Origin of the sequence: Paenibacillus glacialis, assembly GCF_001637205.1 — a bacterium.
GTDB lineage: Bacteria > Bacillota > Bacilli > Paenibacillales > Paenibacillaceae > Paenibacillus_AQ > Paenibacillus_AQ glacialis.
Window position 1 is genome coordinate 195,124 of sequence record NZ_LVJH01000017.1, and the last position, 22,026, is coordinate 217,149.

Below are 22,026 nucleotides of genomic sequence, written 5' to 3' on the forward strand. Positions count from 1 at the left end.
GGAGATTAATAATTCATGAAAAGAAACCTTCAACACATTCAAAACAAAGTGACAGTATTAACAGGGAAGAAGTGGATTGTTGTTACTTTGGCAGGGCTATTATGGATCGCACCCATTGTAGGAGATGGAATTTCTATACCGGGTTCAACTCAAGGTTCAGTTGCTAGTGCAGCTTCTACATCCGTCAAAAAGCTCGGGGAAGAGATCATTACTTCTGGGGCTATCCTATACAAGTATCAATTTTCTTCGACACGTTCAGGTAAACAAGCGACTACGCTCGCTGATGTCGTTCGAGTAGATCTGCAAAATTCAAATGTAAAAATGGATGCTATGAATGGTGTGGGAGGTCAGTTTACGACTAGACAGAGCACACTAGGTATGGCGAAAGAAAATGGCGCCGTAGCTGCAGTGAATGGAGATTACTACATTACAAGTGGTCCAGGAGCGCAATGGGCACCACTGGGTGGTCAAATAACAAATGGTGTGTTAATGGCTACACCTGCAGATTTGAAAGGAATGTATTCCTTTACGGTGTCTAAAGATGGGAAGCCGATGATTGATGAATATGCTTTCAAAGGATCTGTAAAGGCGCAGGACGGAACGGAATTTCCTTTATCGGGAATAAATAAGACAACGTACTCTCCTGAAGGCACGAGTTCAGCTTATAGTCATGTGAATGCGATGTATATGTATACAAGTAACTGGAAGTCGTTGGATCGCCCTAGTGATAGTTCATCGACGGCAACCGAAATTCTAGTACAGAATGGCATCATTACGCAATTATCGTATAAAGCTCCTTTGAAGCTTTCTGTACCAGAGGATGGCTTTATTCTTCGTGCGCATGGAACGGCGGCTGAATTCGCCAATACACACTTTGTCATTGGTCAGCCATTGAGTGTGAGCTCCTCACTCGTATCAGAGACTACAGGGCATCAGGTTGATCCTGCGAGTCTACAAATGATGATCGGTGGACATACGCTTCTTGTTAACGGAGGGCAGGCTTCTGCCTTCACTAGAGATGTAGCTAGTATCGGAGGATATCGCGCTCGAACAGCTCTTGGCTATTCTCAGGATGGTCGATATGCCTATATTGTGACTGCAGAAGATAATAGCAATAGTTCAGGAATGTCATTACCTGAGCTACAGTCGTTTATGGTGAATATTGGCGTATGGAAAGCGATGAATTTAGACGGTGGTGGATCAACTACCATGGTAACACGACCATTAGCTGAGAAGAACGCGACACTCACGTTTAATACAGAATATGGCACGACGCAGCGAAGTATCGTCAATGCTCTTGGTGTATTTAGCACAGCACCGAAGGGCGAGTTAAAAGGATTTAAAATAAGCGGAAGCGGAGCTCTATTAATTGGACAAGAGAGTTCTTATAGTCTGAAAGGTTATGACACTTATTATAACCCGATAGATTCGTCACAGATCAATCCTACGTGGACTTCTAGCAATGGTAATGTCAAAGTGAACGAAGGTAAGATCATTGGGGTTAAGCCGGGTACAGCGACAATTACAGCGGTTAGCGGGGCGGCTAAGGTAAGTACGCAAGTGACCGTTCTAGGAGCCGATGAACTAACAAGTCTGACTGCAGCTAATTCAACAGCACCACTTACAGTAGGTACAACTGTATCTATTCCGGTTACTGCTGTGACAAAGACTGGTCAAAGTATAACGATTCCTGCAAGCTCTTTGAAATGGGAGTTTGTTGGATTTAAGGGGAATGTACAGGGTGATACCTTAACCGTGACTTCCGTTAATGGGGATGCGAAGGTTGGTTATGCTATTGGTCGATATAATGGATTCAGTACCGTTGTAGTATTGTCTGAGGCAGGTAACAGCATGTGGGAGAACTTCGAGAATGTTAGTTATCCTGTTGAATTCACTAGCAATGTAGCCGGAGTGAGTGGATCGGCTGTCATTACGCAAGGAACTGGTGATCATTCGAAATCTAAAGTGATGAGTCTGCAATATGATATGACGCAAGGAATCGGTAAAATGTATGCTTACGCACAATTAAATGGAACAGTTGGTAAGGAAATCTCCGCGGCAGCCACATCCATGTCAGTGGATGTTCAAGGGGATAAGAGCTTGAATTGGCTTCGCGCAGAAATTACGGATAAGTCAGGCAAAACAATCTATGTGGATCTTGCGAAGGTAATCGATTGGGAAGGTTGGAAGAATCTGAATATCGACTTGAGTGGACTTAATATTCAATATCCAGCTCAGCTGAAACGATTCTATGTGGTGAATGTGGAAGAAGGTCAGGATGAACGTACATTGACCGGCACAGTTGCCTTCGATAATGTTCAGTTTATGATCCCTTCTTTATCAAGTGAAGCAGGTCTTCCACAAGCACAAGCCGTGATGACCGTTGGACAGAAGTCGATGCTGGTTAACAGTATCAATAAGACAATGGATGTTGCACCAGTGGTTAAAAATAACAGTACTTATGTACCGATTCGTTATGTTATAGATGCGTTTGGAGGAAGTGCGAGCTGGGATGCCACTAATCAGAGAATTACTGTGTTACGCGGAGGGAAATTATTAGATCTTACAGTGAATAAGAAAGAGTTCATTCTTAACGGTAAACGATCTAGTGCTATAGTAGCACCAATTGTGACACAAAGTAGAACCTTAGTCCCTCTTCGCTTAGTATCTGAACAACTAGGTCTAAAAGTTACGTGGAATCAGCTAACGAAGACCATCACAATTGATTCGTGATATGTTATGATATGGAGTAGTAAATGAACAATGCTGTAAGAAATGGAGTAACACTCGAGTGGATTTCCAAGCTGAAGCTATAGACCGTGTCATAAAAAATGCCATCGAAGTGGTGGAAAATAGTAAACTTCAAATGTTTGAGATTCTAGAGAGCGCTCGCGATGAGTTGAACGCGCTGAATCAAGAACTTCAGTTTGTGGTGAAGGAAACGGTAGATACCTTGAAGAAAGTAGATCTACTGGAGCTAAGTTACCGGCGTTCACGTATCCGGCTCACGGAAGTGAGTCGGGACTTTGTTCGCTATAAGGAAGAAGACATTAGACAAGCGTATGAGAAAGCAACTCAGCTCCAGCTCGATGTAATGATTTATCGTGAGAAGGAAATGTATCTCAAGGCGAGACGTGATGAACTACAGATCAGAACTCGAAATGTAGAGAATTCTGTGGAACGTGCTGAAATCATTGGATCACAAATGAGCGTTGTCATGGAATATTTATCTGGAGAAATAAGTCAAGTGGGTCGTATTATCGAGACCGCTAAGAATCGTCAGCTTATAGGATTGAAGATTATTTTGGCACAAGAAGAAGAACGTAAGCGAATTGCACGAGAGATTCATGATGGACCTGCTCAATTGCTGGCTAATCTAGTTCTTAGGACGGAAATTGTAGAAAGAATGTTAGTAAAGCAGGAATTTAAGATGGTCCAGGACGAAATAGTAGACTTGAAGGGACAAGTACGTGCTAGTCTCGAAGAAATACGGAAAGTTATTTTCAATCTACGTCCAATGGCTTTGGATGATTTGGGGCTAATTCCAACACTCCGCAAGTATATTTATGATTTTGAAGAGAAAGTGAGAGTTCGTACGTTGCTCGAAACGAGAGGGAAGGAACATCGACTCTCTTCCGCAATGGAAGCGGCCATATACCGGCTTGTACAAGAGGCTTTAACGAACGTGGCCAAACATGCACAGGCTTCTTATGTTGTTGTGGAGATTACGTATCAAGCACAAATGGTGAAGATTGTTGTACAAGACAATGGTTGTGGGTTAAGACTGGACCAATTAGAAAAGAAGAGTAAGGATCATTTCGGTATCATTGGAATGCGTGAAAGAGTCGAACTCCTTGACGGGAGAATGGAGATCGATTCTGTATTGAACGATGGAACCAAGGTCATAATCCATATCCCTACAAACGTGGATAAGAGAAAGGAGTAACGTAATGGACAATCGAGATTCTGGTAATACAACCATAAAAGTACTCTTAGCCGATGATCATCAATTGTTTCGCGAAGGTCTGAAGCGTATCCTGAATATGGAGGAGGATATGGAGGTCATCGGAGAATGTGGTGATGGTATCCAAGTGCTTGAGTTCTGTAATGTGGATAAACCTGACATTGTACTGATGGACATTAATATGCCTTTAGAGAATGGTGTGGAAGCGACAGAGAAACTTCGAGAACTATTCCCTGACATTAAAGTCATCATTTTGTCTATTCATGATGATGAGAGTTATGTGTTTGAGACACTGCGTAAAGGTGCTAATGGATATTTGCTGAAAGACATGGAAGCGGAGTCACTAATTAATGCAATTCGCTCAGTGCACCAAGGTTATGCTTTTATTCATCCTAAAGTGACAGGTAAGCTGATTCATCAGTTGCGTCGTATGACGTATGTGAATGAGACTGGGGCTATGAGTGAAAGATCTGACAAGGAAGCAGGCGTGAAATTTGTAGGTGGAGAGAATAATCCACTGACTCGCCGTGAAGCCGAAGTGTTGCGTCTTATGGCTGAAGGAAAAAGTAATAAGATGATTGGTGAATTTCTATTTATTAGTGAAAAGACAGTTAAGAATCATGTTAGTAGCATCCTTCAAAAGATGGAAGTTGATGATCGTACGCAAGCTGTTATTAATGCTATTAAATATGGTTGGGTAACCCTGTAACAAGGATACTGTACATTACATATGAATATAGCCGTTCCTTATCGCGCAGGTGTGGGCGCTACGCTCACATCTTGTCACCGAGACTTCTCTATCAGCATATATTGTTGGTGAAGAGGGAGGTGAATCTCCATGGTCATCCAATTAATCTGGATTGCTGTCATTTATGGGTTGGCAATTGCCACCGTTCATGGGATATACGCCATAACCTATAAAGTAAAGGGGAACTCGCGAAAGGAATATCATAACGAATATATACTTGTAACGTTTAATCATGAACGAAAGATTGAATGGTACGTACGTGCGTTGTGGTTATATGCTTTTCAGAAAGGTAAGACATTGCGTATTCTTGTCCTCGATCATGGCTCAAATGATGAAACTGTTAGAATGATTCACACCATGAGAGAGTGGTCAGGACTTGATCTATCCGTAGTGGTCTGCGAAGGAGTAGTAAATAGAGATCGAATGAACGGCTATTTACCACTATCGGGAACCGAAGGGCCAATATGGATAGATTTAAGAATACCGCAGGAGGATAGGCGCATTCCTTATGTGCAACAATAATAAATGGTGGTTTAGATGACGGGTAGCAATTGTATAGGTAGAAAAGTGTGAAGCACACTCTCCAGATCGGGAATCCGGGAGAATGTGCTTTTTTTGCGTTCAATGATAATACATAAGAAAAGTAAACCACAGGATAGTGTATATCTAATGGTGCAACATTTACTACCCACATGTCAGGATGTCTGACTGTATTTTAAATAATCGATGTGTATACGGGTTGTTGTATTTAGCTTGGAGAAGGGGTGAAGAAATGAGGGTTGCGATATATGCTATTCGAAATGCTGGAAGTTGGAGGATTAGAATGTCGTTAGATATGAGAGTAGACCTGATGTGGTGGGCTGGAGTAGCTAGAGATCCGACATGCACGATTGTATTTATTGCAAGGGAGCTTCCTCTGGGATGGGCGTTAAAAATGGGACAGGTGAAGGTACAAGGTAGAGGAATAGATAGTTGGAATATAGATCAGTGGAAACGATACGCCATCGAATCCCTTCGAGAAGAGCTTGAGGAAGAAGGGAAGTTTCAGTCGAATTCAAGCTTTTTGAGTGAGAAATCCATGTGGATATGGCGAGTTCAGGATGGATGTAATACGGCGGGGGACTTATCTGTTCACTCACAGAGAAATATGGAGCGGGGACAAAAGGGAATGGAGTTAAGGAATAGTATGGGAGCGGGAGAGCTTAAAGGTGATTCCATAATGAGAAGGGGGCATATACAAGAGAATGAGCAGCGGTTGAGTGAAGAAAGGGTTCAGGCGTTGTGGGATAGTTCAATGAAGGATGCAGGACGTGGGCGTAAAGCGGGTGATTTGCGGCTTCATGGCGTGATGCAGGCTGTGCTCGTTGATGCGAACGAGCTAGCAAAAGTACTCGAAGGACGCTCATTGCTAGCGGCAGAGGTTGATGGATTGCTAGCGGAGGCCGCGCCATCCATGGCTAGCGACTGGCTTACGGCTACACAGCTGGCCTATCTTCAGGGCCAGCTCATGCTTGGCGCAGGCGTCGCCCCTGCCGCCTCGCCCTGTCGCGGCGCGCCTTGGCAGCGCCGCCGCAAGCTCCCCCGCTGCCGCCGCTGCGGTAGCGTTGCCCTTGGCCGCACGGCATGCGCCACGTGCGGCAGTGCGGCTTGCACCTACTGCGAGGCCTGCCTCGCAATGGGGCGCAGCCGCGCTTGTACGCTGCTGCTTCGCGGAGCAGCGCAGCCGGCCGTGCGTGGCACGGCCGGGGGTTCCCCCACCGAGGCCGTAGGCCGGTGGGGACTTAGTGCAGCGCAAAGCGCAGCCGCAGGCGCGGCGCTGCAGTTCTTGGCGAAGCCGACCTCACGGGTTGGCATAGGACGTGAGGAACTGAAATGTAACGTCTCAGTTCCTTCGACACCAGATCGTTTCCTTCTCTGGGCAGTCACTGGAGCAGGCAAAACAGAAATGATATTTCCGTTGCTTGCCTCGATTCTAGAGGCTGGGGGGCGTGTTCTCGTCGCAACACCACGAAGAGATGTAGTGTTGGAACTTGCACCAAGGTTAGCGAGAGCTTTTCCAGATGAGAGGATAGTTACATTGTACGGGGGGAGTGAGGAACGCTGGAGATCCGGGACAATGACCCTCGCGACAACTCACCAATTAATGCGCTTCTATGAGGCATTTGATCTTGTCATCATCGACGAAATTGATGCCTTCCCATTCCATAATGATCCGATGTTGGCCTATGCGGCACAGAATGCTTGCAAATATGATGGTAAGTTTGTCTATCTGTCTGCCACACCTCCACGTCAACTACAGAAGGAAGCATCTCGCGGTATACTACCTCATGCCAAAGTACCTGTTCGGTTCCATGGACACCCACTACCTGTGCCTAGTCGACTGGATATGAAATCGGTGGCTCATTGTCTGCATCAGCGGCGGATTCCCGTTAAGCTTCTCCGCAACTTGGAACAATCTATTAAGCGGGGAGCACAACTGTTTGTATTCGTCTCGCGAATTCGTCATATTGAACCGTTCGTGATGTTATTGCGGCGTTATATGCCAAGGATTCGTATAGAAGGCACTTCATCGGTGGATCCGCAACGTTCGGAGAAGGTGGCAGCCTTTCGTGATACGCAGATTAGACTATTGATTACAACAACGATCTTGGAACGAGGAGTGACCGTAGCCCGCAGTGATGTATTCATATTGGATGCGGATAGTGGTCTCTTTGATGAAGCGTCATTAATCCAGATGTCTGGGCGTGCCGGTAGGTCCAAGGATGACCCAGCAGGTAGAGTGTTCCTTACTTCCTCCCATTGGACAAGTTCACAGAAGGGAGCGATATCACAGATTAAGAGAATGAACCGTATTGCACAAAAGGGTGGGTATTTAACTCGCGATCCAATGAACAAACAAGCCTCACCCGAACACTAGAACATCCAATCACCAGAAACCCTGAACATCCAAATATCCGAATTCCTGAATAATTGCAGAAAGTACATCTAATCAGAAGGGAAGGTGGATGGAGAGAGAATAGTTGCACAAAGTACAGTTAAAATCGGGGGAACAGTGAAAAATGGTTGTTTTCTAGTAATTAGATGTAGTTCTTACAACTAAAGATAGCACCAGAGCGATTTTGTTGAATTTAGTTGTACTTTGGCAACTGCACTGATCGTTGGTGTGGTTCTACTTTGGTGTGAACTTGGTTTCAGCTTGGTTCTAGCTTGATTGATGGTAGTTGCTAATGGCTGTTATTTACTGGTTAGCTCCAAAGGGAATTTGAACGAATTGTACTGTACTTGTACAACTGGTGTTGGTAGCTCTACCTATTTAGCCATTTGATCTGTACTCTCTGTAACAGTTAGTAGAATTTAATAAAGTGTATAGAACGGATACTCTTTAGCTAAAGAAAACCTATGGATTTCTAATGGAGGGAACTATGTTCTGGAACAATATATTGGACCCGCTGCATCGACTACTTGCACCCCCAGTGGCCATCTGTCTCACCTGCGGAAGAATGACGAATAGATCTACCCAAATCCAAGGGATTTGTCGAGAATGTTACAACGAGATACCATGGATTAGGCACTCGCGTTGTAATACTTGTGGACGGCACATCGGATGTCCCGATTGTACACGTGGTGACGGGCATGAACGATTCTTCATATGCAATCGGAGTGCGGTTGTTTATAGTCCCGTAATGCGTGAATGGCTCGGACAATATAAGTATCGGGGAAATGAAAGATATAGTCAGCTACTCATAATGATGTTGGGACAAGCTTATGATGGAATGAAGGATGAACAGAGGCAAATAGATTCACAATGGACGATAGATGTTATTACCTGGGTACCTGTAAGTGCAATCAGACTTCAGGAGCGTGGATTTAATCAAGCAGAGGTATTAGCGATTGGGGTGGCAAGCCTTTCAAAGATTCCTTTCAAAAGGCTGATGATACGGGAACGTCATACCGATAAACAGAGTCTCAAGAATCGAGGTGATCGTATTCGTGATATGATGAACACATTTGAAGGTGATCCTGAAATCATATGTAGCTTCCGAAATATTCTCGAATCTAGACCTAGATCACGGGTGAATAGCCCTTTGCGAATTCTTCTAATCGATGATATCTATACAACCGGAAGTACGGTGAATTCTTGTGCAAGAGTATTGTGGGGGATGAGTGATGTCATCGGATATCCATTAGAGGTCTACAGCCTAACTTGGGCGCGATCCTAATATGAGGGAAGAAGAGATTGTTAAGACCCAGCTAATTGAGACAGGGTTTGGTAAACGGTTCTACTATAAGATATACAAGATTCGTAAATCAGCTAGCTAAAAAACATACATGTTTTTACAAATTACACCACTAAAGGATAGACGGAGCGTGCTCATATAAGTTAATCTGTATATATTAGATGATAAGCGTATAAGTAATATATGGATTGAGGGAGTGGGAAACGATGAATCTTGGGAATTGTCCACGGTGCGGTAAGCTTTTTGCTATGAATTTTAGAGATATTTGTCCTGATTGTACGAAGGGAATCGAGCTTGAATATCAGAAATGTGCTGAGTATCTGAGAGAAAACAGAGGTTCGACGATGGAAGATTTGTCTGAGGCTACAGAAGTAACGACTCGGCAGATCATTAAATTCATACGAGAAGGTCGTATTTCCGTCATTGATGCCCCTAATCTTAACTATCCATGCGAAGTATGTGGGACCACTTTTATCTCGGAAAGTAATATGTGTATCTCCTGTAGAACGCGGCTGACTAAAGAATTTAGTCAATCTATTAAAGACGGGCAAGCTAGAAAAGAAGCTGATATGCATGGTAAGGGTGCTTATAGCGCGGTTAATAAATACAATAACTAGTAGAATACTTAAAATAGCTATTAAATATGTTTCAATTCTGACCGATAAACTTAGTAAAGGTTATCGGTTTTTATTTTTTTATTGACTTACAAGTATGAACCTTTATGAAATGAACGGGAAGGTGATTCTTATGAAAATTAACGAGACCGGACGAATGGGAGCTATAAATTCGTATCAGCGGAACATAGATTCAGGACATAAGACAGAAGAGAAGAAAAGTCGTCGTAAGGACGAGGTATCCATCTCAGCCGAAGCTATGGAAATGCTACAAGCTAATGAACGTAGTACCAATTCAGAACGTACGCAACAAGTACAGGATTTGAAACAGCGGGTGGCCTCGGGGACGTACCAAGTAGATAGTAATAAGCTTGCTGAGAAGCTGCTACCATATTTCAAACAATATCCTGAGAACTAGGTGAATGACATGGCATTAGAACAGCTTATCAATACATTAGAACAGTTGAATGCTACTCATATAAAGATGATAACGGTCGCTGAGTCTAAGAGAGACGCCATCATGGACAATGGAATCGATCAACTCATCGTAATTCTCAATCAAGAATCCAAATTATTGAAACAGATTGAGCAGCAAGAGGAGGCACGAGTAAGTGCCTCTTATGAATTTTTACAGACAAAGGGCATTAAATCCATGTTGAACCTGACTCTAACGGAGCTAGTTCGATTGGTGTTCGATCCAGAAGACAAGCGTAAGTTACTTGCTGTTCAAGTCGAATTATCACATCACTTAGGGCAACTAAAGGAATTGAATCAGTTGAATCAGAAATTGATTGAACAATCGTTGGCTTTTATTGATTACTCATTGGATGTGTTGGCTATTAGACCTGAGCAAGAAGCAACTTACCAACATCCTGGAGATAAACACGGCAGTCAAGGCTGGTCAGGACTATTCGATTCACGTGCCTAACATAAGGAGGGGTTATCAGTGGTATCAACATTTCATTCTATTGAGACAGCTAAACGAAGTTTGTTTACACAAACAGCGGCGCTGAATACAACAGGTCATAATATTGCTAATGCGAATACGGAAGGTTACTCTCGACAAGTTGTTAAGATGACCGCTTCCACTCCAATAGAGGCATATGCTTTTCTACGTTCTACAGCACCGGGTCAACTCGGTACAGGTGTTGAATTCAATGCTATTGAACGTGTGCGTGAGAAATTTCTGGATACCCAATTCAGAGGCGAGAATACAGAACTAGGTAGCTGGAATATCCAAGCGGATACGCTCAGTAAATTAGAAGCTATTGTAAATGAACCTACGGATACGGGACTACGTACAGTACTTGATAATTTCTATAAATCATGGTCGGATCTAAGCAAAGATCCAGAGAGTGTAACAGCACGGAGTATCGTCAAAGAAAGAGCATTGGCTCTCACGGATGCTATGAATCATATGAGTGGTCAATTGGAGAAACTCAATACGGATTTGACTAGCAACGTGACAGCGAAGGGACAAGAGATCCAAAGTCATTTGGATTCAATTGTGAATCTTAATAAGGCTATTATTCGCATTGAAGGGTTAGGGGATAATGCCAATGATTTAAGAGATCAACGTGATCTGTTAACTGACAAGCTCTCCACCATTGTTAATATAACCGTTACTGATTCGGATCAAGGGTATAACATTCTCTTGGGAGCTCAGCCACTGGTACAAGGTATTGCTGACCCTGCTGTGGTGGATTCAGCCTTTCTCGAAGGAGCTTATGCTTCAGGAGAATTAAAGGGCGGGGAAGTACATGGTATGATCGTATCCCGTGATAACTTGGTCAAAGATTATAAGGGCCAGTTAGATAATTTGGCGAACACGATTGCGACAGGAGATATGAAGATAACATTGCCTAAGGGATCGGTTCTTCCTGAAGGTACGGTGTTGGATGGCGTTACTTACACTGGGGCTAATCGTACCCTCACGGAAAGTAAAGAGGTTACCGTGAAAGGGTTAAATGGGCTTCATCAGTTAGGATATACCATGGAAGGCAACGATCCTCTAACCGGGAATCCAATGACAGGCAAGCCTTTCTTTACAATACAAGGCGATGGAACGAAAATAACGGCGGGCAATATAACCGTTAATTCAGCAATTGTGGATGATCCCAATGCGATAGCATCCTCCTTGCGTGTAATTAGTACCGCATCGGGTGAGCAATCTGTGAAAGGTAGTAACACGATTGCTTTACTGATGTCCCAACTGAAAAGTACTCAAGCCACATCACCAGATACGGGTATTACTGCAACTGTTGACTCCTTCTTCAGTTCAATGGTTGGTCAATTGGGTATACAAACACAGGAAGCAACAAGACAAATGGGGAATGCAACGATCCTAACAGAACAGGTTGAGACACGTCGTCAATCGGTGAGCGGGGTTTCCTTGGATGAGGAAATGTCCAACATGATCAAATTCCAGCATGCCTACGGTGCCTCGGCACGGTTTATGACAACTTTTGATCAACTGCTTGATAAATTAATTAATTCCACGGGTGTAGTCGGAAGATAATAGAAATGAGGTAAATGCTTATGAGGATTACCAATAATATGTTAAGTTCTCAGCTCTTGACGAATCTTAATCGTAATGCCCAAGCTATGAGTCATACACAGGAACAATTATCAACAGCACGTAAGCTTAACAAGCCTTCTGATGATCCCGTAGGTATCACATATTCACTACGTTATCGTTCTGAACTGTCCTCGAATGACCAATACCAACGAAATGTGGATAGTGCCATGTCTTGGTTAGACCATAATGATACTGTTCTTGGACAAGCGGGGGATGTAGTACAACGTTTGCGAGCATTGACCGTTCAGGCAGCGACTGGAACCAATCCGAAGTCGGCATTGGATAGTATTAAAGCAGAGGTTGTCCAACTTAAGGAACAGCTTGTGGATATTGCAAATAGTCAGTTGAATGGTAAATATATATTTAATGGGCAGACGTATGATAAGAAACCATATGATACAACCCTTGGTGAACCAGAAAAGGCTGTAACAGATGTGGGTACTGTTAATTTTGTAATGGGTGATAGCGTAATTATGCCGATTAGTGTAACAGGTTCTAGCGTATTTGGTGAAGTTTCAACGACAGTTCCAGACGATTCGGACAATTTATTTTCAGTTATTAATAGGATCACGAATGCTTTGGATACTGAGAATTTCAGTGCCCTTTCAGGAGAACTGACGAATTTAGACACTCGGATGGAGACGATGCTTCGATTCAGATCTGAGATAGGCGCTAAAACAAATCGTGTTGAATTAATGCAGAACCGGTTAAGTTCTCTAGGTGTGAATCTGACAGACCTCCAGTCTAAAACAGAAGATGCAGATTATGCAGGAACGATACTACAGTCTAAAATCCAAGAGAATATATATAACGCCTCCCTTTCGGCGGGTTCTAAAATTATTTCACCATCTTTGATGGACTTCTTAAGATAATAAAGGGAGGGACTTCATGTGAATCTAAATCCTATCCTTCAAATTCGTCAAACGCCTGGAATCATCGGTATTGATGCTGATCGTGGTCAGTATTCTATTCAGCAGCCAAGGGCAGATATGAGTATAAGTACTCAACCAGCACAATTGGAGACCCATCAGTATCAACCGGTTCTTAAAGTTGACCAGAGTAAAGCCAATGCAGCGTATAATGGTGGGTCTTTATCTGAGATGAACGGGCGAATTTATTCAGGAATTCAGCAAATTTTTCTCCAGAATATGGCCAATCGGGTGCAACAGGGAAACAACTTGGCTGCTATTCATATTCCAGGTAATACGATTTCGAATATTGTGGGTACAGATATAGCAGCAGTTCCCTTTCCTGAATTTCGTGGACCAGCTTCTATAGATAATGTAGATGTTGATTTTGAAATAAGAGCAATGGATACTTCATATCAACCAGCAGAGTTAAATCTCAACGTACAAGTCAATCGTCCTGAAGTAGAGTATACACGAGGTAAACTTGATATTTATATGCAACAGCACCCGTCAGTACAATATACGCCACCCGAACTTGATGTTAAAATGTAATGTAGTCTAGGCTATAGATGTCGTTTCTCAGCCGTCTATAGTCTTTTTGTTGTCATTCGATTTGATTCATGAGGAGGAATAACATTTATGTTTATTCAAACGACAGCCTGGGGAGAAATAGAGGTGGATTCAGAACAGGTGTATCTTTTCGCTAAAGGTTTATCTGGTTTTGAAGAAGAGACGGAGTTTGTTATCTTTCGACCTGAAGAAGGACCCTTTTGTTATTTACAATCCGTGAGGGAGCCTAAGTTATCCTTCATGCTAAGCGATCCGTTCACATTCTATCCAGACTATGAATTTGAACTGAATGATACTGAACGTGAAGAATTAGATATAGTTGCTATGGAGACTCAGATAATTGTTCATTGTATGGTAACACTAAGTTCCAATATTGAACGATCAACATTAAATCTACTTGCTCCACTAGTATTCAATCCCGATAAGAGGATGGGAAAGCAAGTTGTATTACATCACACTACCTATCAGACAAGGCACCAACTTTTTGTCGGATCAGAGGTTCAATCTTCGAGGGAGGCTGAGTAATATGCTCGTACTTTCACGTAAAAAAGGCGAATCTATCGTCATCAATGACCATATAGAAATCACAGTGCTAGGCGTCGAGGGGGATACAGTAAGAATAGGGGTATCAGCTCCGAAGCATATCGATATCTTTCGTAAGGAAGTCTACGACTCCATTCAAGAGGCTAATCGAGATTCAGTCAGTCCGGCTGAGGCTGATATTGAAGCTCTTATGCGGCTTGTTCGCGACTCTCAGCAAAAATAAAATAAAAAAATTGAAATCGCTATAAAGTATAGACCTCCAATGGTCGATATATAATTTAGACGCTACTTTGGTAGGGCGGCCGACCTTAGCCGAAGCAGCGCAACCACATGGATGTGGAAATAAAACAAATTACATGGAGGTAATACAAATGAGAATTAATCATAATATCGCGGCTTTGAACACACATCGTCAATTAGGTGCTAACACTGGTGCTGCTTCTAAGAACTTGGAGAAACTATCTTCTGGTTTTCGTATCAACCGTGCAGGCGATGACGCTGCAGGCTTAGCAATTTCCGAAAAAATGCGCGGTCAAATCCGCGGGTTAGATATGGCTTCTAAAAATGCTCAAGATGGTATTTCCTTGATTCAAACAGCTGAAGGCGCATTGACTGAAACTCACAGCATCCTACAACGTATGCGTGAATTGTCTGTTCAATCTGCTACAGATACTAACACAGATAAAGACCGTGCTAACCTTCAAAAAGAAGTTGACCAACTTTCTCAAGAATTAACTCGTATCGGTAAAGATACTGAGTTCAATACTAAGAAATTGTTGGATGGTTCTTTCAACGGAACATTCCACATTGGTGCTAATGAAGGACAAAATATTGCATTGACTGTTGGAGACCTTCGTGGTTTGAATCTTGGTGTCGTTGGTGATAGCAAGGTTGATGTGACTGCTACTGTAAAAGCAGCAGCTGGAGATGGTAAGAAACTTGCTGACGGTACATACTCTGTTGTAGCGGGTGCCACAGCGAACGATTTCGATCTAAAGGATACAAACGGAAATGTAGTAGCAACTTCAACTGATGCTGGAAAAACTTTTAAAGCTCCAGCTGGAACAACTCCTGCAACTGATACAGGTGCAGAATATGCATTTGGAGATGGAGTAAAATCAGGAGAAGTTACAGTTAAAGGCGCTACAGTGAGCGGTACAGCTTCACTTGCAAACACTACACTTCAAGCTGGAGAATATACAGTATCCGCTACCGAGATTAAAGACGCTAATGGAAATGTTTATGCAACTTCAAAAGATGGTAAGGCGTATGTAAATGCTAAAAACGAAGCAGTATTGACTGTTGCAACTGCAATAACAGCAGATACTAAGCTTTCCGTGGGTGGTACTGATATATCTACAGCTAAGACTGCAAGTAAAGCTATCACTACAATCAACACTGCATTGGAAACTGTATCAACAGAACGCTCTAAACTAGGTGCTTACCAAAACCGTCTAGAGCACACTGTTAACAACTTGGGAGCTTCTTCTGAGAACCTTTCCGCTGCTGAATCACGTATCCGTGATGTAGATATGGCTAAAGAAATGGTTGAATTCACGAAGAACAACATTCTTTCTCAAGCGGCTCAAGCAATGTTGGCTCAAGCGAATCAACAACCGCAAGGCGTGCTTCAATTGCTTCGTTAAGATTTACAGAAGTGGAGGAGACCTTAGAAATTCTAAGGTCTCTTTTTTCTATCAATTTAGTGACAGGTGATAACGATGGAAGAGTACTTGGAAGTCATGAGAAGAACGGTCGAATTAGCAGAGACCTGTATGGACGGACTGCATCATATCCACATTCGTTTGAATGAAGGTTTGATGGAAGATACCCTGTATCTATTGGAGGATATCGTGTGTGGTTTCTGTCAAATAACTGATTCAATTCAAGTCTTGGAATTCTTTTTTCTTGATAATGAACCATTAGATATGACAACTAAAGTGGAAATGGCATTACATGATATTCTTTCTGCCTATGAACATCATGATATTAATTTGGCATCATATAGCCTGAGTAGTTTATTATTGCCGTCATTTCAGTCATGGAACAATGGAATAATGCGCACCTTCCATCCCCATATTTTGTCATGAATATACGACTTCATAATGTGGACATATTTGCCGATAAAATTAATGTGAAGGCTTTATGAGAGAGGGGATTTCAGGATGGCAAAACCTAGATCAATGCTGGTACCTAGCTATATGCAGAAATTTAATTGTATTGGTTCAGCTTGTGAAGATACGTGCTGTGCGGGTTGGCAGGTCACTATAGATAAGAATACGTATAAGAAGTACAATAAGGTCCGCTCTGAATTAAAATCAGCACTTGATAATCATGTGAAACGGAATCGTACTAGTAAGAGTAGTGAAGATTATGCCAAAATTGTATTAAATTCTGAACTTTCTTGCCCCATGCTTAATGATAAGAAACTATGTAGCATTCAATTGAAGCTGGGAGAGTCTTATCTTTCTAATACATGCGCTACGTATCCGAGGGTCTCTAATGAGGTGAATGGGATCTTAGAGAAATCAGCAACAATGTCTTGTCCAGAGGTCGCGAGATTGGCTCTACTCAATCCGAACGGTATTGAATTTGATGAGACTGAAGAGCCCGCCGATATTCGTCTTTCTATTAAGAATAGGCTTGATACTAAAGTAGGGCAGCAGCCCCAAGTCCAACTACAACAGTACTTCTGGGAGCTTCGGATTTTCTCCATACAGACGTTACAGAATCGAAATTTTAGTCTAGCAGATAGATTAATTATTTTAGGAATGTTCTATCAGAAGGTAGAGCAATATATTCAAGACGGACAAATACAGGAGATTCCACAGCTCATTGCTTCCTATACAGTGATGGTTGAAGGAAACGGGCTAGCAAACATGTTAACCGACATCCCTGTATTGTCGACGATTCAGATGGAGTTATTAAAGAATCTTATTGATACACGGATGAGTCACGGAGTACGGAATCAGCGCTACATCGATTGTTTTGGGGAACTGCTTCATGGAATCCAATATGCGAAGGAGTCTTCAGTTGAGGAAATTTCCTCATGTTATCAAGTTGCCTACAATGATTTTTACTTGCCATTCATGAGTAAGCACGAATATATATTAGAGAACTATTTGGTGAACTATGTATATCTTAATCTTTTTCCTCTGGGGAATGGAAGTGATATATTTGAAGAATATATTATGATGGTAATTCACTATGCAATGATTAAAATGCACTTGATTGGGATGGCTGGTTACCATAAAGAGAACTTCGGTGTTGAACAAATCATTAAGTTGATCCAATCATTCGGTAAAGTAATCGAACATAGCCCATTGTATTTGCGAGAGGTAAGAGAATTACTGCGTAAAAATGAATATAACTCAATGGCCTATATGGCAATCTTGATTAAGAATAATTAGAATTTATCTTGTTATGAGTTACTCATTCTTCCGAATGGGTAGCTTTTTTTGCGTGAAGTCGTATTATTTTTGAAAAGAGGTAAACGCTTAGCTGCTAATAGCCGATATAAATAGTAAAGAATATGAAATAGTCGGAGGGTTAAACGATGAGTAACGAAATTAATATGTCCGTGAAAAGCCCAGTTAACACCGGCGTGCCGAGTTATACACCTATAAAGATAGACAACACAGCCAATTCTGCATTGCCTAAAGTCACTAGTGTGACTCAAATGAATCAAATGGAACGCGAAGGACAATACGTCTCTATTGGAGAATCACAATTAGTAAAAGTAATTGGTAACGCAATAAAAGCAATGGAAGGTCCAGAGAGGGCATTCGAGGTCAGCATCCATAAACAAACTCATACGATCATGGTCAAAGTGTTAAATAAAGATACGGGTGAACTGATTCGTGAAATCCCGCCTGAGAAAACATTAGATATTGTTGCGAAGATGATGGAAGTTGCGGGTATTCTGATAGATGAGAGAGTATAATTAAAGGAGGAGTTAATTTAATGAGAATTACAGGATTATCTTCAGGTATGGATATTGACAAATTGGTTTCAGATATGATGACCGCAAAGAGGGTCCCACTAGATAAACTATACCAGCAAAAACAGACTTTAGAGTGGAAAAGGGATAACTATCGTCAAATTAACAGTCAATTAGTTGATTTTCGAAATATTAAGCTGGATAATTATAGAAAAGGCGAATCCATGAACGCCTTTAAATCAGAGGTTACAGGGGATAAAGCAGCAGTAACAGCCCAAGCAACCGCTACTGCAAACCAAGTGACTATGGAAGTTACTGTTGATAATATAGCGACACAAGGTTCGATTACAAGCACTGCGAGCTTGGGGGCGCTTGTGACAAAAAATACAACACTTGGTAGTCTGAGTGCTGAAGAGAATTTCAATTTAACAGTGTCTCGCACGGGTAGCGCTACTGTTAACTTAGCTTTCACAAAGGGTGATTCAATCGATACAGTAATTAGAAAAATTAATAATTCCACAGAAGCTAATGTGAGTGCATCATTTGATGAAGCAACAGGAAAGATTACATTGAAATCTAAATCTTACGGTGAAGAAAAAATAACCTTTAGTGGTAAAGGCTTCACAGATGCACTTAAACTTAATTCACCAGATATTGATTCAAATGGAAATCCAATTCTTGATTCAAATGGAGATCCAGTTGCTATTACTACTGGTGGAACTAAAGCAAAGGTTCATATCAATGGTGAGCTTTTTGAACCAAGTGGCAACAAACTTATTGTCAATGGTGTAACTTTAGAATTTTTAGCAAAAACAGAAGTAGGTAAGTCATCGACTATTACATCAAAAGTCGATTCCAGCAAAATTCTTGAAACAATTACATCGTTTGTTAAAGATTATAATGAGGTAATGAATAGTCTGAATAAAAAGGTGAATGAGGAGCGTTATCGCGATTTCACTCCACTAACAGATGATCAAAAGAAAGACATGAAGGAAGAGGATATCAAAAAGTGGGAAGCTAAGGCTCAAAGTGGCTTACTGAAAAACGATGAGTTCCTGAAACAGGTTACTAGTGATATGCGAGGATCTATAGTGAACCTAAGTTCTATCGGAATTACAACTGGAGAATATTATGAAGGTGGTAAATTGTACATCAACGCTGATAAACTTAAAAAAGCAATTGAAGATAACCCTGATCAGGTTACAGAACTATTTCTAGGTGCTTCAGGTTCTACAGGTACTAGTCAGAGTTCTAAGGATAAAGGGGTTTTTAATAATATTTATGACAAGATGTTGGGTTCTTTAGATCAAATGGCTACAAGAGCAGGGACCTCGAAGTATTCGGCAGATATTACTACTAAATTCAATGAACAAAGTCTGATGGGGAAAGAACTAACCTATCTAAAAACACGGATTAGTGCGACAGCTACCAAAATGACAACTTTGGAGAAACGATATTATGCTCAATTTAGTGCTATGGAAACAGCTATTAACAAGTTGAACTCTCAGTCATCCAGTCTAGCAGGTTTCGCAGCTCAATGATAAAGTTAAATAGGAGTGAACTTTTATGATTACGTCTCCCTATGAGAAATATAAACAGTCTTCAGTACAGACTGCTAATCCATCACAGCTTCTGATTATGTTATATGATGGGGCGATTCGTTTTATTAGAGGTGGGATTGAATCAATCGGGTGTCAAGATTATCAAAAAACGAATGAACAGTTTAAGAAAGCTCAGACGATTGTTAGTGAATTGAGTGCAACACTAGATTACTCGTATGAGATATCTAAGAATCTAGCGACTCTTTATGAGTATATTAATTATTTGCTTATTGAATCTAACATGAAGAAGGTTGCTGGACCTGCTGAAGAAGCAATTGGGCATTTAAGTGAATTAAGAGAAGCTTGGGTACAAGCATCGAAGAGTAACTTAATGAATCATGAGACTGCAAATGGATAATCTAATAACAGAATTAGACGCCATGACAGAATCAATCATAAATAAGTTGAGTGTGGTTACTTTTGAAGAACTGTCAGATTTTGTGGATCAACGACAGTTACTTATTGACCAACTTAAACTTTTAATGGAAAGTGATGAAGTGCTTACTTCTTCAAACAAAGATAGAATACAAAATATAACTAAACAGGATACATGCATATCCAACAGAATGATGGAACTTAAAATTGAAGCGCAGGATTGGCTTCAACAACGGAATCAAGCGAAAGTCCAGCGTAGCGCTTATGAAGCTGGTTATTCCCAGGATAGTATTCTAATGGATCGAAAGAAATAATTCAGTGATGGGCTATCTTGTAAGACGAAATACTCATAAGTGTAATTTGATCCCTAGAACAATGACATTGTTCTAGGGTATTTTACTTTTAATGCTGATTTCAATAACCGGATTTATTAAAAGTGATGTGGATGAGTATGCGAAGGCGTAAGCTGCTGATTTCCATTGACACCACCCCCATCTGGTGTTATATTCCTAAAGTAAGCGCTTGCTTACTTCATTTTTAAAAACGAAGGGAATGTTTATTTATGCAAGGAAAAGTGAAATGGTTTAACGCTGAAAAGGGTTTCGGATTCATTGAAACAGAAGATGGTGGCGATGTATTCGTACATTTCTCCGCAATTCAAACAGATGGCTTCAAAAGCTTAGACGAAGGTCAAGCTGTTGAGTTTGACGTTGTTGATGGTGCTCGCGGACCACAAGCAGCTAACGTAATTAAATTATAATTCATCAGGCATTAAGCCGACTTAATAGAGTTGGATCGATGGTTTCAACTGAATGAATAATTATTAGACCCTGGATGTATCCAGGGTCTTTATTTGTACTATTCACTTAGCATACGTTGTAATAGCAGGATTAACCAATGTTCCTACCTACTTGATTGTGGTTAATGAAGGAATAACCTTCAGGTTATTAATGTAGTTAATTCAAGCGATTAATCTACTAAATTTTGTTGGTTTATTAGACCTAGTAATATAGAATGTAAGAGTTTACATTATTGGAGTTAGACATGGAATTACCTTTTTACATAGCGATAACAATTGTGATATAATGGTGTTGCAAAGGAGGAGTGCCTTATGGATTTCAGTATTCGAGGTCAACAAATTGAAGTGACAGAAGCTTTGAAGGAGTATGTTGATAAGAAGCTCAACAGACTTGAGAAGTATTTCGATGCACCCACTACTTCGGAAGGATATGTTACTCTTAGTGTTATTCGAGGATTACACACCGTAGAGGTAACCATTCCATTGCCAGGCGTGATGCTCCGTGCAGAAGATCGTAGCGATGATATGTATTCATCCATTGATGCGGTTGTGGACAAGCTAGAACGTCAGATTCGTAAGCATAAGACGAAGCTTAACCGTAAGTTCCGTCAAGAAGGAAGTCTGAAGACGCTATTTACCGAAAATTCAGGTGCAGCGGGTTCAATCGTAAGTGGCGACATAGAAGACGAATTAGAAGTAGTTCGTACGAAGCGCTTTTTCCTTAAGCCTATGGATGTTGAAGAAGCTATTTTGCAAATGAACATGGTTGGACATAATTTCTTTGTATTCTCTAATATTGATAGCCAAACTGTAAATGTTGTGTACAAGCGCGATGATGGCAAGTATGGTCTGATTGAGCAAGATTAGTGTAGAAGTGAATATTCCATCTATTATAAAATATTAATGAAATGGAGTCCTATCCGTGCAACGGATGGGACTCTTTGTGCGTATATATAGCATGATCTAAATTTATTGGCATTAAATCTTGGAATAATATGTAGGTAACACAGCCTTTAGTTCACTGTATAATAGGTAGAGTTATGTAAAATAGCTGTAAATAAGAGACAGCCCGTGTTGCGGCATCTCTTGCAAACTGTTACAATTTATGCAAACCAATCATTTAAGAATCAATTTCATTATTAACCCTC

General features: G+C 41.3%; 23 protein-coding genes. All 23 read left to right on the forward strand.

Translation table 11 applies throughout. The annotated features are described in order from the left end of the window. Positions 1 to 15 precede the first annotated feature (15 nt). The 23 genes from PGLA_RS10725 to hpf all read left to right on the forward strand — a co-directional run bounded on the left by PGLA_RS10725 (position 16) and on the right by hpf (position 21,745). Positions 16 to 2,733: a stalk domain-containing protein gene (locus tag PGLA_RS10725; RefSeq protein ID WP_068532380.1), complete on the forward strand. Its 2,718-nt coding sequence runs from the start codon at positions 16 to 18 to the stop codon at positions 2,731 to 2,733. A gap of 58 nt (positions 2,734 to 2,791) precedes the next feature. After that, positions 2,792 to 3,946: a sensor histidine kinase gene (locus tag PGLA_RS10730; RefSeq protein WP_068532382.1), complete on the forward strand. Its 1,155-nt coding sequence runs from the start codon at positions 2,792 to 2,794 to the stop codon at positions 3,944 to 3,946. A gap of 4 nt (positions 3,947 to 3,950) precedes the next feature. Next, positions 3,951 to 4,673, forward strand: a complete 723-nt coding sequence (locus PGLA_RS10735) for a response regulator transcription factor (RefSeq protein WP_068532384.1) — start codon at positions 3,951 to 3,953, stop codon at positions 4,671 to 4,673. 129 nt (positions 4,674 to 4,802) lie between these two features. Continuing rightward, positions 4,803 to 5,234 carry a hypothetical protein gene (locus tag PGLA_RS10740; protein WP_068532386.1) on the forward strand — a complete coding sequence of 144 codons (432 nt, stop codon included), beginning with the start codon at positions 4,803 to 4,805 and terminating at the stop codon, positions 5,232 to 5,234. A gap of 301 nt (positions 5,235 to 5,535) precedes the next feature. Further along, positions 5,536 to 7,629, forward strand: a complete 2,094-nt coding sequence (locus PGLA_RS10745; RefSeq protein WP_245699801.1) for an ATP-dependent helicase ComFA — start codon at positions 5,536 to 5,538, stop codon at positions 7,627 to 7,629. A gap of 505 nt (positions 7,630 to 8,134) precedes the next feature. Next, a complete protein-coding gene (locus tag PGLA_RS10750; RefSeq protein WP_084410933.1) occupies positions 8,135 to 8,932 on the forward strand; it encodes a ComFC family protein in 798 nt (265 codons plus the stop codon). Between the two features lie 224 nt (positions 8,933 to 9,156). Beyond that, entirely contained in the window at positions 9,157 to 9,567 is a 411-nt protein-coding gene (locus tag PGLA_RS10755) for a flagellar protein (protein ID WP_068532392.1), read from the forward strand. A 130-nt stretch (positions 9,568 to 9,697) separates the two neighbouring features. Next, positions 9,698 to 9,982 (forward strand): flagellar biosynthesis anti-sigma factor FlgM, encoded by a 285-nt coding sequence (flgM, locus tag PGLA_RS10760; RefSeq protein ID WP_068532394.1) that lies wholly within the window; start codon positions 9,698 to 9,700, stop codon positions 9,980 to 9,982. Positions 9,983 to 9,991: 9 nt separating this feature from the next. Then, a complete protein-coding gene (locus tag PGLA_RS10765) occupies positions 9,992 to 10,492 on the forward strand; it encodes a flagellar protein FlgN (RefSeq protein ID WP_068532396.1) in 501 nt (166 codons plus the stop codon). Positions 10,493 to 10,510: 18 nt separating this feature from the next. Next, on the forward strand, positions 10,511 to 12,082 hold the full coding sequence (gene flgK, locus PGLA_RS10770; protein WP_068532398.1) for a flagellar hook-associated protein FlgK: 1,572 nt from the start codon (positions 10,511 to 10,513) through the stop codon (positions 12,080 to 12,082). A gap of 20 nt (positions 12,083 to 12,102) precedes the next feature. Beyond that, positions 12,103 to 13,014 (forward strand): flagellar hook-associated protein FlgL, encoded by a 912-nt coding sequence (gene flgL / locus PGLA_RS10775; protein ID WP_084410935.1) that lies wholly within the window; start codon positions 12,103 to 12,105, stop codon positions 13,012 to 13,014. Positions 13,015 to 13,032: 18 nt separating this feature from the next. Continuing rightward, positions 13,033 to 13,602, forward strand: coding sequence for a DUF6470 family protein (locus PGLA_RS10780; protein WP_068532403.1), 570 nt, complete (start codon positions 13,033 to 13,035; stop codon positions 13,600 to 13,602). An 87-nt stretch (positions 13,603 to 13,689) separates the two neighbouring features. Next, positions 13,690 to 14,145, forward strand: a complete 456-nt coding sequence (locus PGLA_RS10785) for a flagellar assembly protein FliW (RefSeq protein WP_068532405.1) — start codon at positions 13,690 to 13,692, stop codon at positions 14,143 to 14,145. 1 nt (position 14,146) lies between these two features. Next, the gene (gene csrA / locus PGLA_RS10790) at positions 14,147 to 14,386 is read left to right on the forward strand and encodes a carbon storage regulator CsrA (RefSeq protein ID WP_068532407.1); all 240 of its coding nucleotides are present in this window, start codon (positions 14,147 to 14,149) and stop codon (positions 14,384 to 14,386) included. A gap of 148 nt (positions 14,387 to 14,534) precedes the next feature. Beyond that, positions 14,535 to 15,809, forward strand: coding sequence for a flagellin N-terminal helical domain-containing protein (locus PGLA_RS10795; protein ID WP_068532409.1), 1,275 nt, complete (start codon positions 14,535 to 14,537; stop codon positions 15,807 to 15,809). Positions 15,810 to 15,884: 75 nt separating this feature from the next. Continuing rightward, the gene (locus PGLA_RS10800; RefSeq protein WP_068532411.1) at positions 15,885 to 16,253 is read left to right on the forward strand and encodes a DUF8042 domain-containing protein; all 369 of its coding nucleotides are present in this window, start codon (positions 15,885 to 15,887) and stop codon (positions 16,251 to 16,253) included. Between the two features lie 75 nt (positions 16,254 to 16,328). After that, positions 16,329 to 17,573, forward strand: coding sequence for a flagellin lysine-N-methylase (gene fliB, locus PGLA_RS10805; RefSeq protein WP_068532413.1), 1,245 nt, complete (start codon positions 16,329 to 16,331; stop codon positions 17,571 to 17,573). A gap of 146 nt (positions 17,574 to 17,719) precedes the next feature. Further along, positions 17,720 to 18,106, forward strand: a complete 387-nt coding sequence (locus PGLA_RS10810) for a flagellar protein FlaG (RefSeq protein WP_084410937.1) — start codon at positions 17,720 to 17,722, stop codon at positions 18,104 to 18,106. A 20-nt stretch (positions 18,107 to 18,126) separates the two neighbouring features. Next, entirely contained in the window at positions 18,127 to 19,644 is a 1,518-nt protein-coding gene (gene fliD, locus PGLA_RS10815; RefSeq protein ID WP_068532415.1) for a flagellar filament capping protein FliD, read from the forward strand. Between the two features lie 25 nt (positions 19,645 to 19,669). Next, a complete protein-coding gene (gene fliS, locus PGLA_RS10820; RefSeq protein ID WP_068532417.1) occupies positions 19,670 to 20,062 on the forward strand; it encodes a flagellar export chaperone FliS in 393 nt (130 codons plus the stop codon). Next, the gene (gene fliT / locus PGLA_RS10825) at positions 20,055 to 20,393 is read left to right on the forward strand and encodes a flagellar protein FliT (protein WP_068532419.1); all 339 of its coding nucleotides are present in this window, start codon (positions 20,055 to 20,057) and stop codon (positions 20,391 to 20,393) included. The genes fliS and fliT overlap by 8 nt, the downstream gene beginning before the upstream one ends. Before the next feature lie 248 nt (positions 20,394 to 20,641). Beyond that, positions 20,642 to 20,839, forward strand: a complete 198-nt coding sequence (locus tag PGLA_RS10830; protein WP_068532421.1) for a cold shock domain-containing protein — start codon at positions 20,642 to 20,644, stop codon at positions 20,837 to 20,839. A gap of 351 nt (positions 20,840 to 21,190) precedes the next feature. After that, complete coding sequence (gene hpf / locus PGLA_RS10835; protein WP_068532423.1) at positions 21,191 to 21,745, forward strand: ribosome hibernation-promoting factor, HPF/YfiA family; 555 nt, start codon at positions 21,191 to 21,193, stop codon at positions 21,743 to 21,745. Positions 21,746 to 22,026 lie beyond the last annotated feature (281 nt).

Excerpts from the sequence above, each read along its gene's own strand:
- PGLA_RS10725 (WP_068532380.1), top strand. The coding sequence starts at position 16 with ATGAAAAGAAACCTTCAACACATTCAAAACAAAGTGACAGTATTAACA.
- PGLA_RS10735 (WP_068532384.1), top strand. The coding sequence starts at position 3,951 with ATGGACAATCGAGATTCTGGTAATACAACCATAAAAGTACTCTTAGCC.
- PGLA_RS10740 (WP_068532386.1), top strand. The coding sequence starts at position 4,803 with ATGGTCATCCAATTAATCTGGATTGCTGTCATTTATGGGTTGGCAATT.
- PGLA_RS10745 (WP_245699801.1), top strand. The coding sequence starts at position 5,536 with ATGTCGTTAGATATGAGAGTAGACCTGATGTGGTGGGCTGGAGTAGCT.
- PGLA_RS10750 (WP_084410933.1), top strand. The coding sequence starts at position 8,135 with ATGTTCTGGAACAATATATTGGACCCGCTGCATCGACTACTTGCACCC.
- PGLA_RS10755 (WP_068532392.1), top strand. The coding sequence starts at position 9,157 with ATGAATCTTGGGAATTGTCCACGGTGCGGTAAGCTTTTTGCTATGAAT.
- flgM (WP_068532394.1), top strand. The coding sequence starts at position 9,698 with ATGAAAATTAACGAGACCGGACGAATGGGAGCTATAAATTCGTATCAG.
- PGLA_RS10765 (WP_068532396.1), top strand. The coding sequence starts at position 9,992 with ATGGCATTAGAACAGCTTATCAATACATTAGAACAGTTGAATGCTACT.
- flgL (WP_084410935.1), top strand. The coding sequence starts at position 12,103 with ATGAGGATTACCAATAATATGTTAAGTTCTCAGCTCTTGACGAATCTT.
- PGLA_RS10785 (WP_068532405.1), top strand. The coding sequence starts at position 13,690 with ATGTTTATTCAAACGACAGCCTGGGGAGAAATAGAGGTGGATTCAGAA.
- csrA (WP_068532407.1), top strand. The coding sequence starts at position 14,147 with ATGCTCGTACTTTCACGTAAAAAAGGCGAATCTATCGTCATCAATGAC.
- PGLA_RS10795 (WP_068532409.1), top strand. The coding sequence starts at position 14,535 with ATGAGAATTAATCATAATATCGCGGCTTTGAACACACATCGTCAATTA.
- PGLA_RS10800 (WP_068532411.1), top strand. The coding sequence starts at position 15,885 with ATGGAAGAGTACTTGGAAGTCATGAGAAGAACGGTCGAATTAGCAGAG.
- fliB (WP_068532413.1), top strand. The coding sequence starts at position 16,329 with ATGGCAAAACCTAGATCAATGCTGGTACCTAGCTATATGCAGAAATTT.
- PGLA_RS10810 (WP_084410937.1), top strand. The coding sequence starts at position 17,720 with ATGAGTAACGAAATTAATATGTCCGTGAAAAGCCCAGTTAACACCGGC.
- fliD (WP_068532415.1), top strand. The coding sequence starts at position 18,127 with ATGAGAATTACAGGATTATCTTCAGGTATGGATATTGACAAATTGGTT.
- fliS (WP_068532417.1), top strand. The coding sequence starts at position 19,670 with ATGATTACGTCTCCCTATGAGAAATATAAACAGTCTTCAGTACAGACT.
- fliT (WP_068532419.1), top strand. The coding sequence starts at position 20,055 with ATGGATAATCTAATAACAGAATTAGACGCCATGACAGAATCAATCATA.
- PGLA_RS10830 (WP_068532421.1), top strand. The coding sequence starts at position 20,642 with ATGCAAGGAAAAGTGAAATGGTTTAACGCTGAAAAGGGTTTCGGATTC.
- hpf (WP_068532423.1), top strand. The coding sequence starts at position 21,191 with ATGGATTTCAGTATTCGAGGTCAACAAATTGAAGTGACAGAAGCTTTG.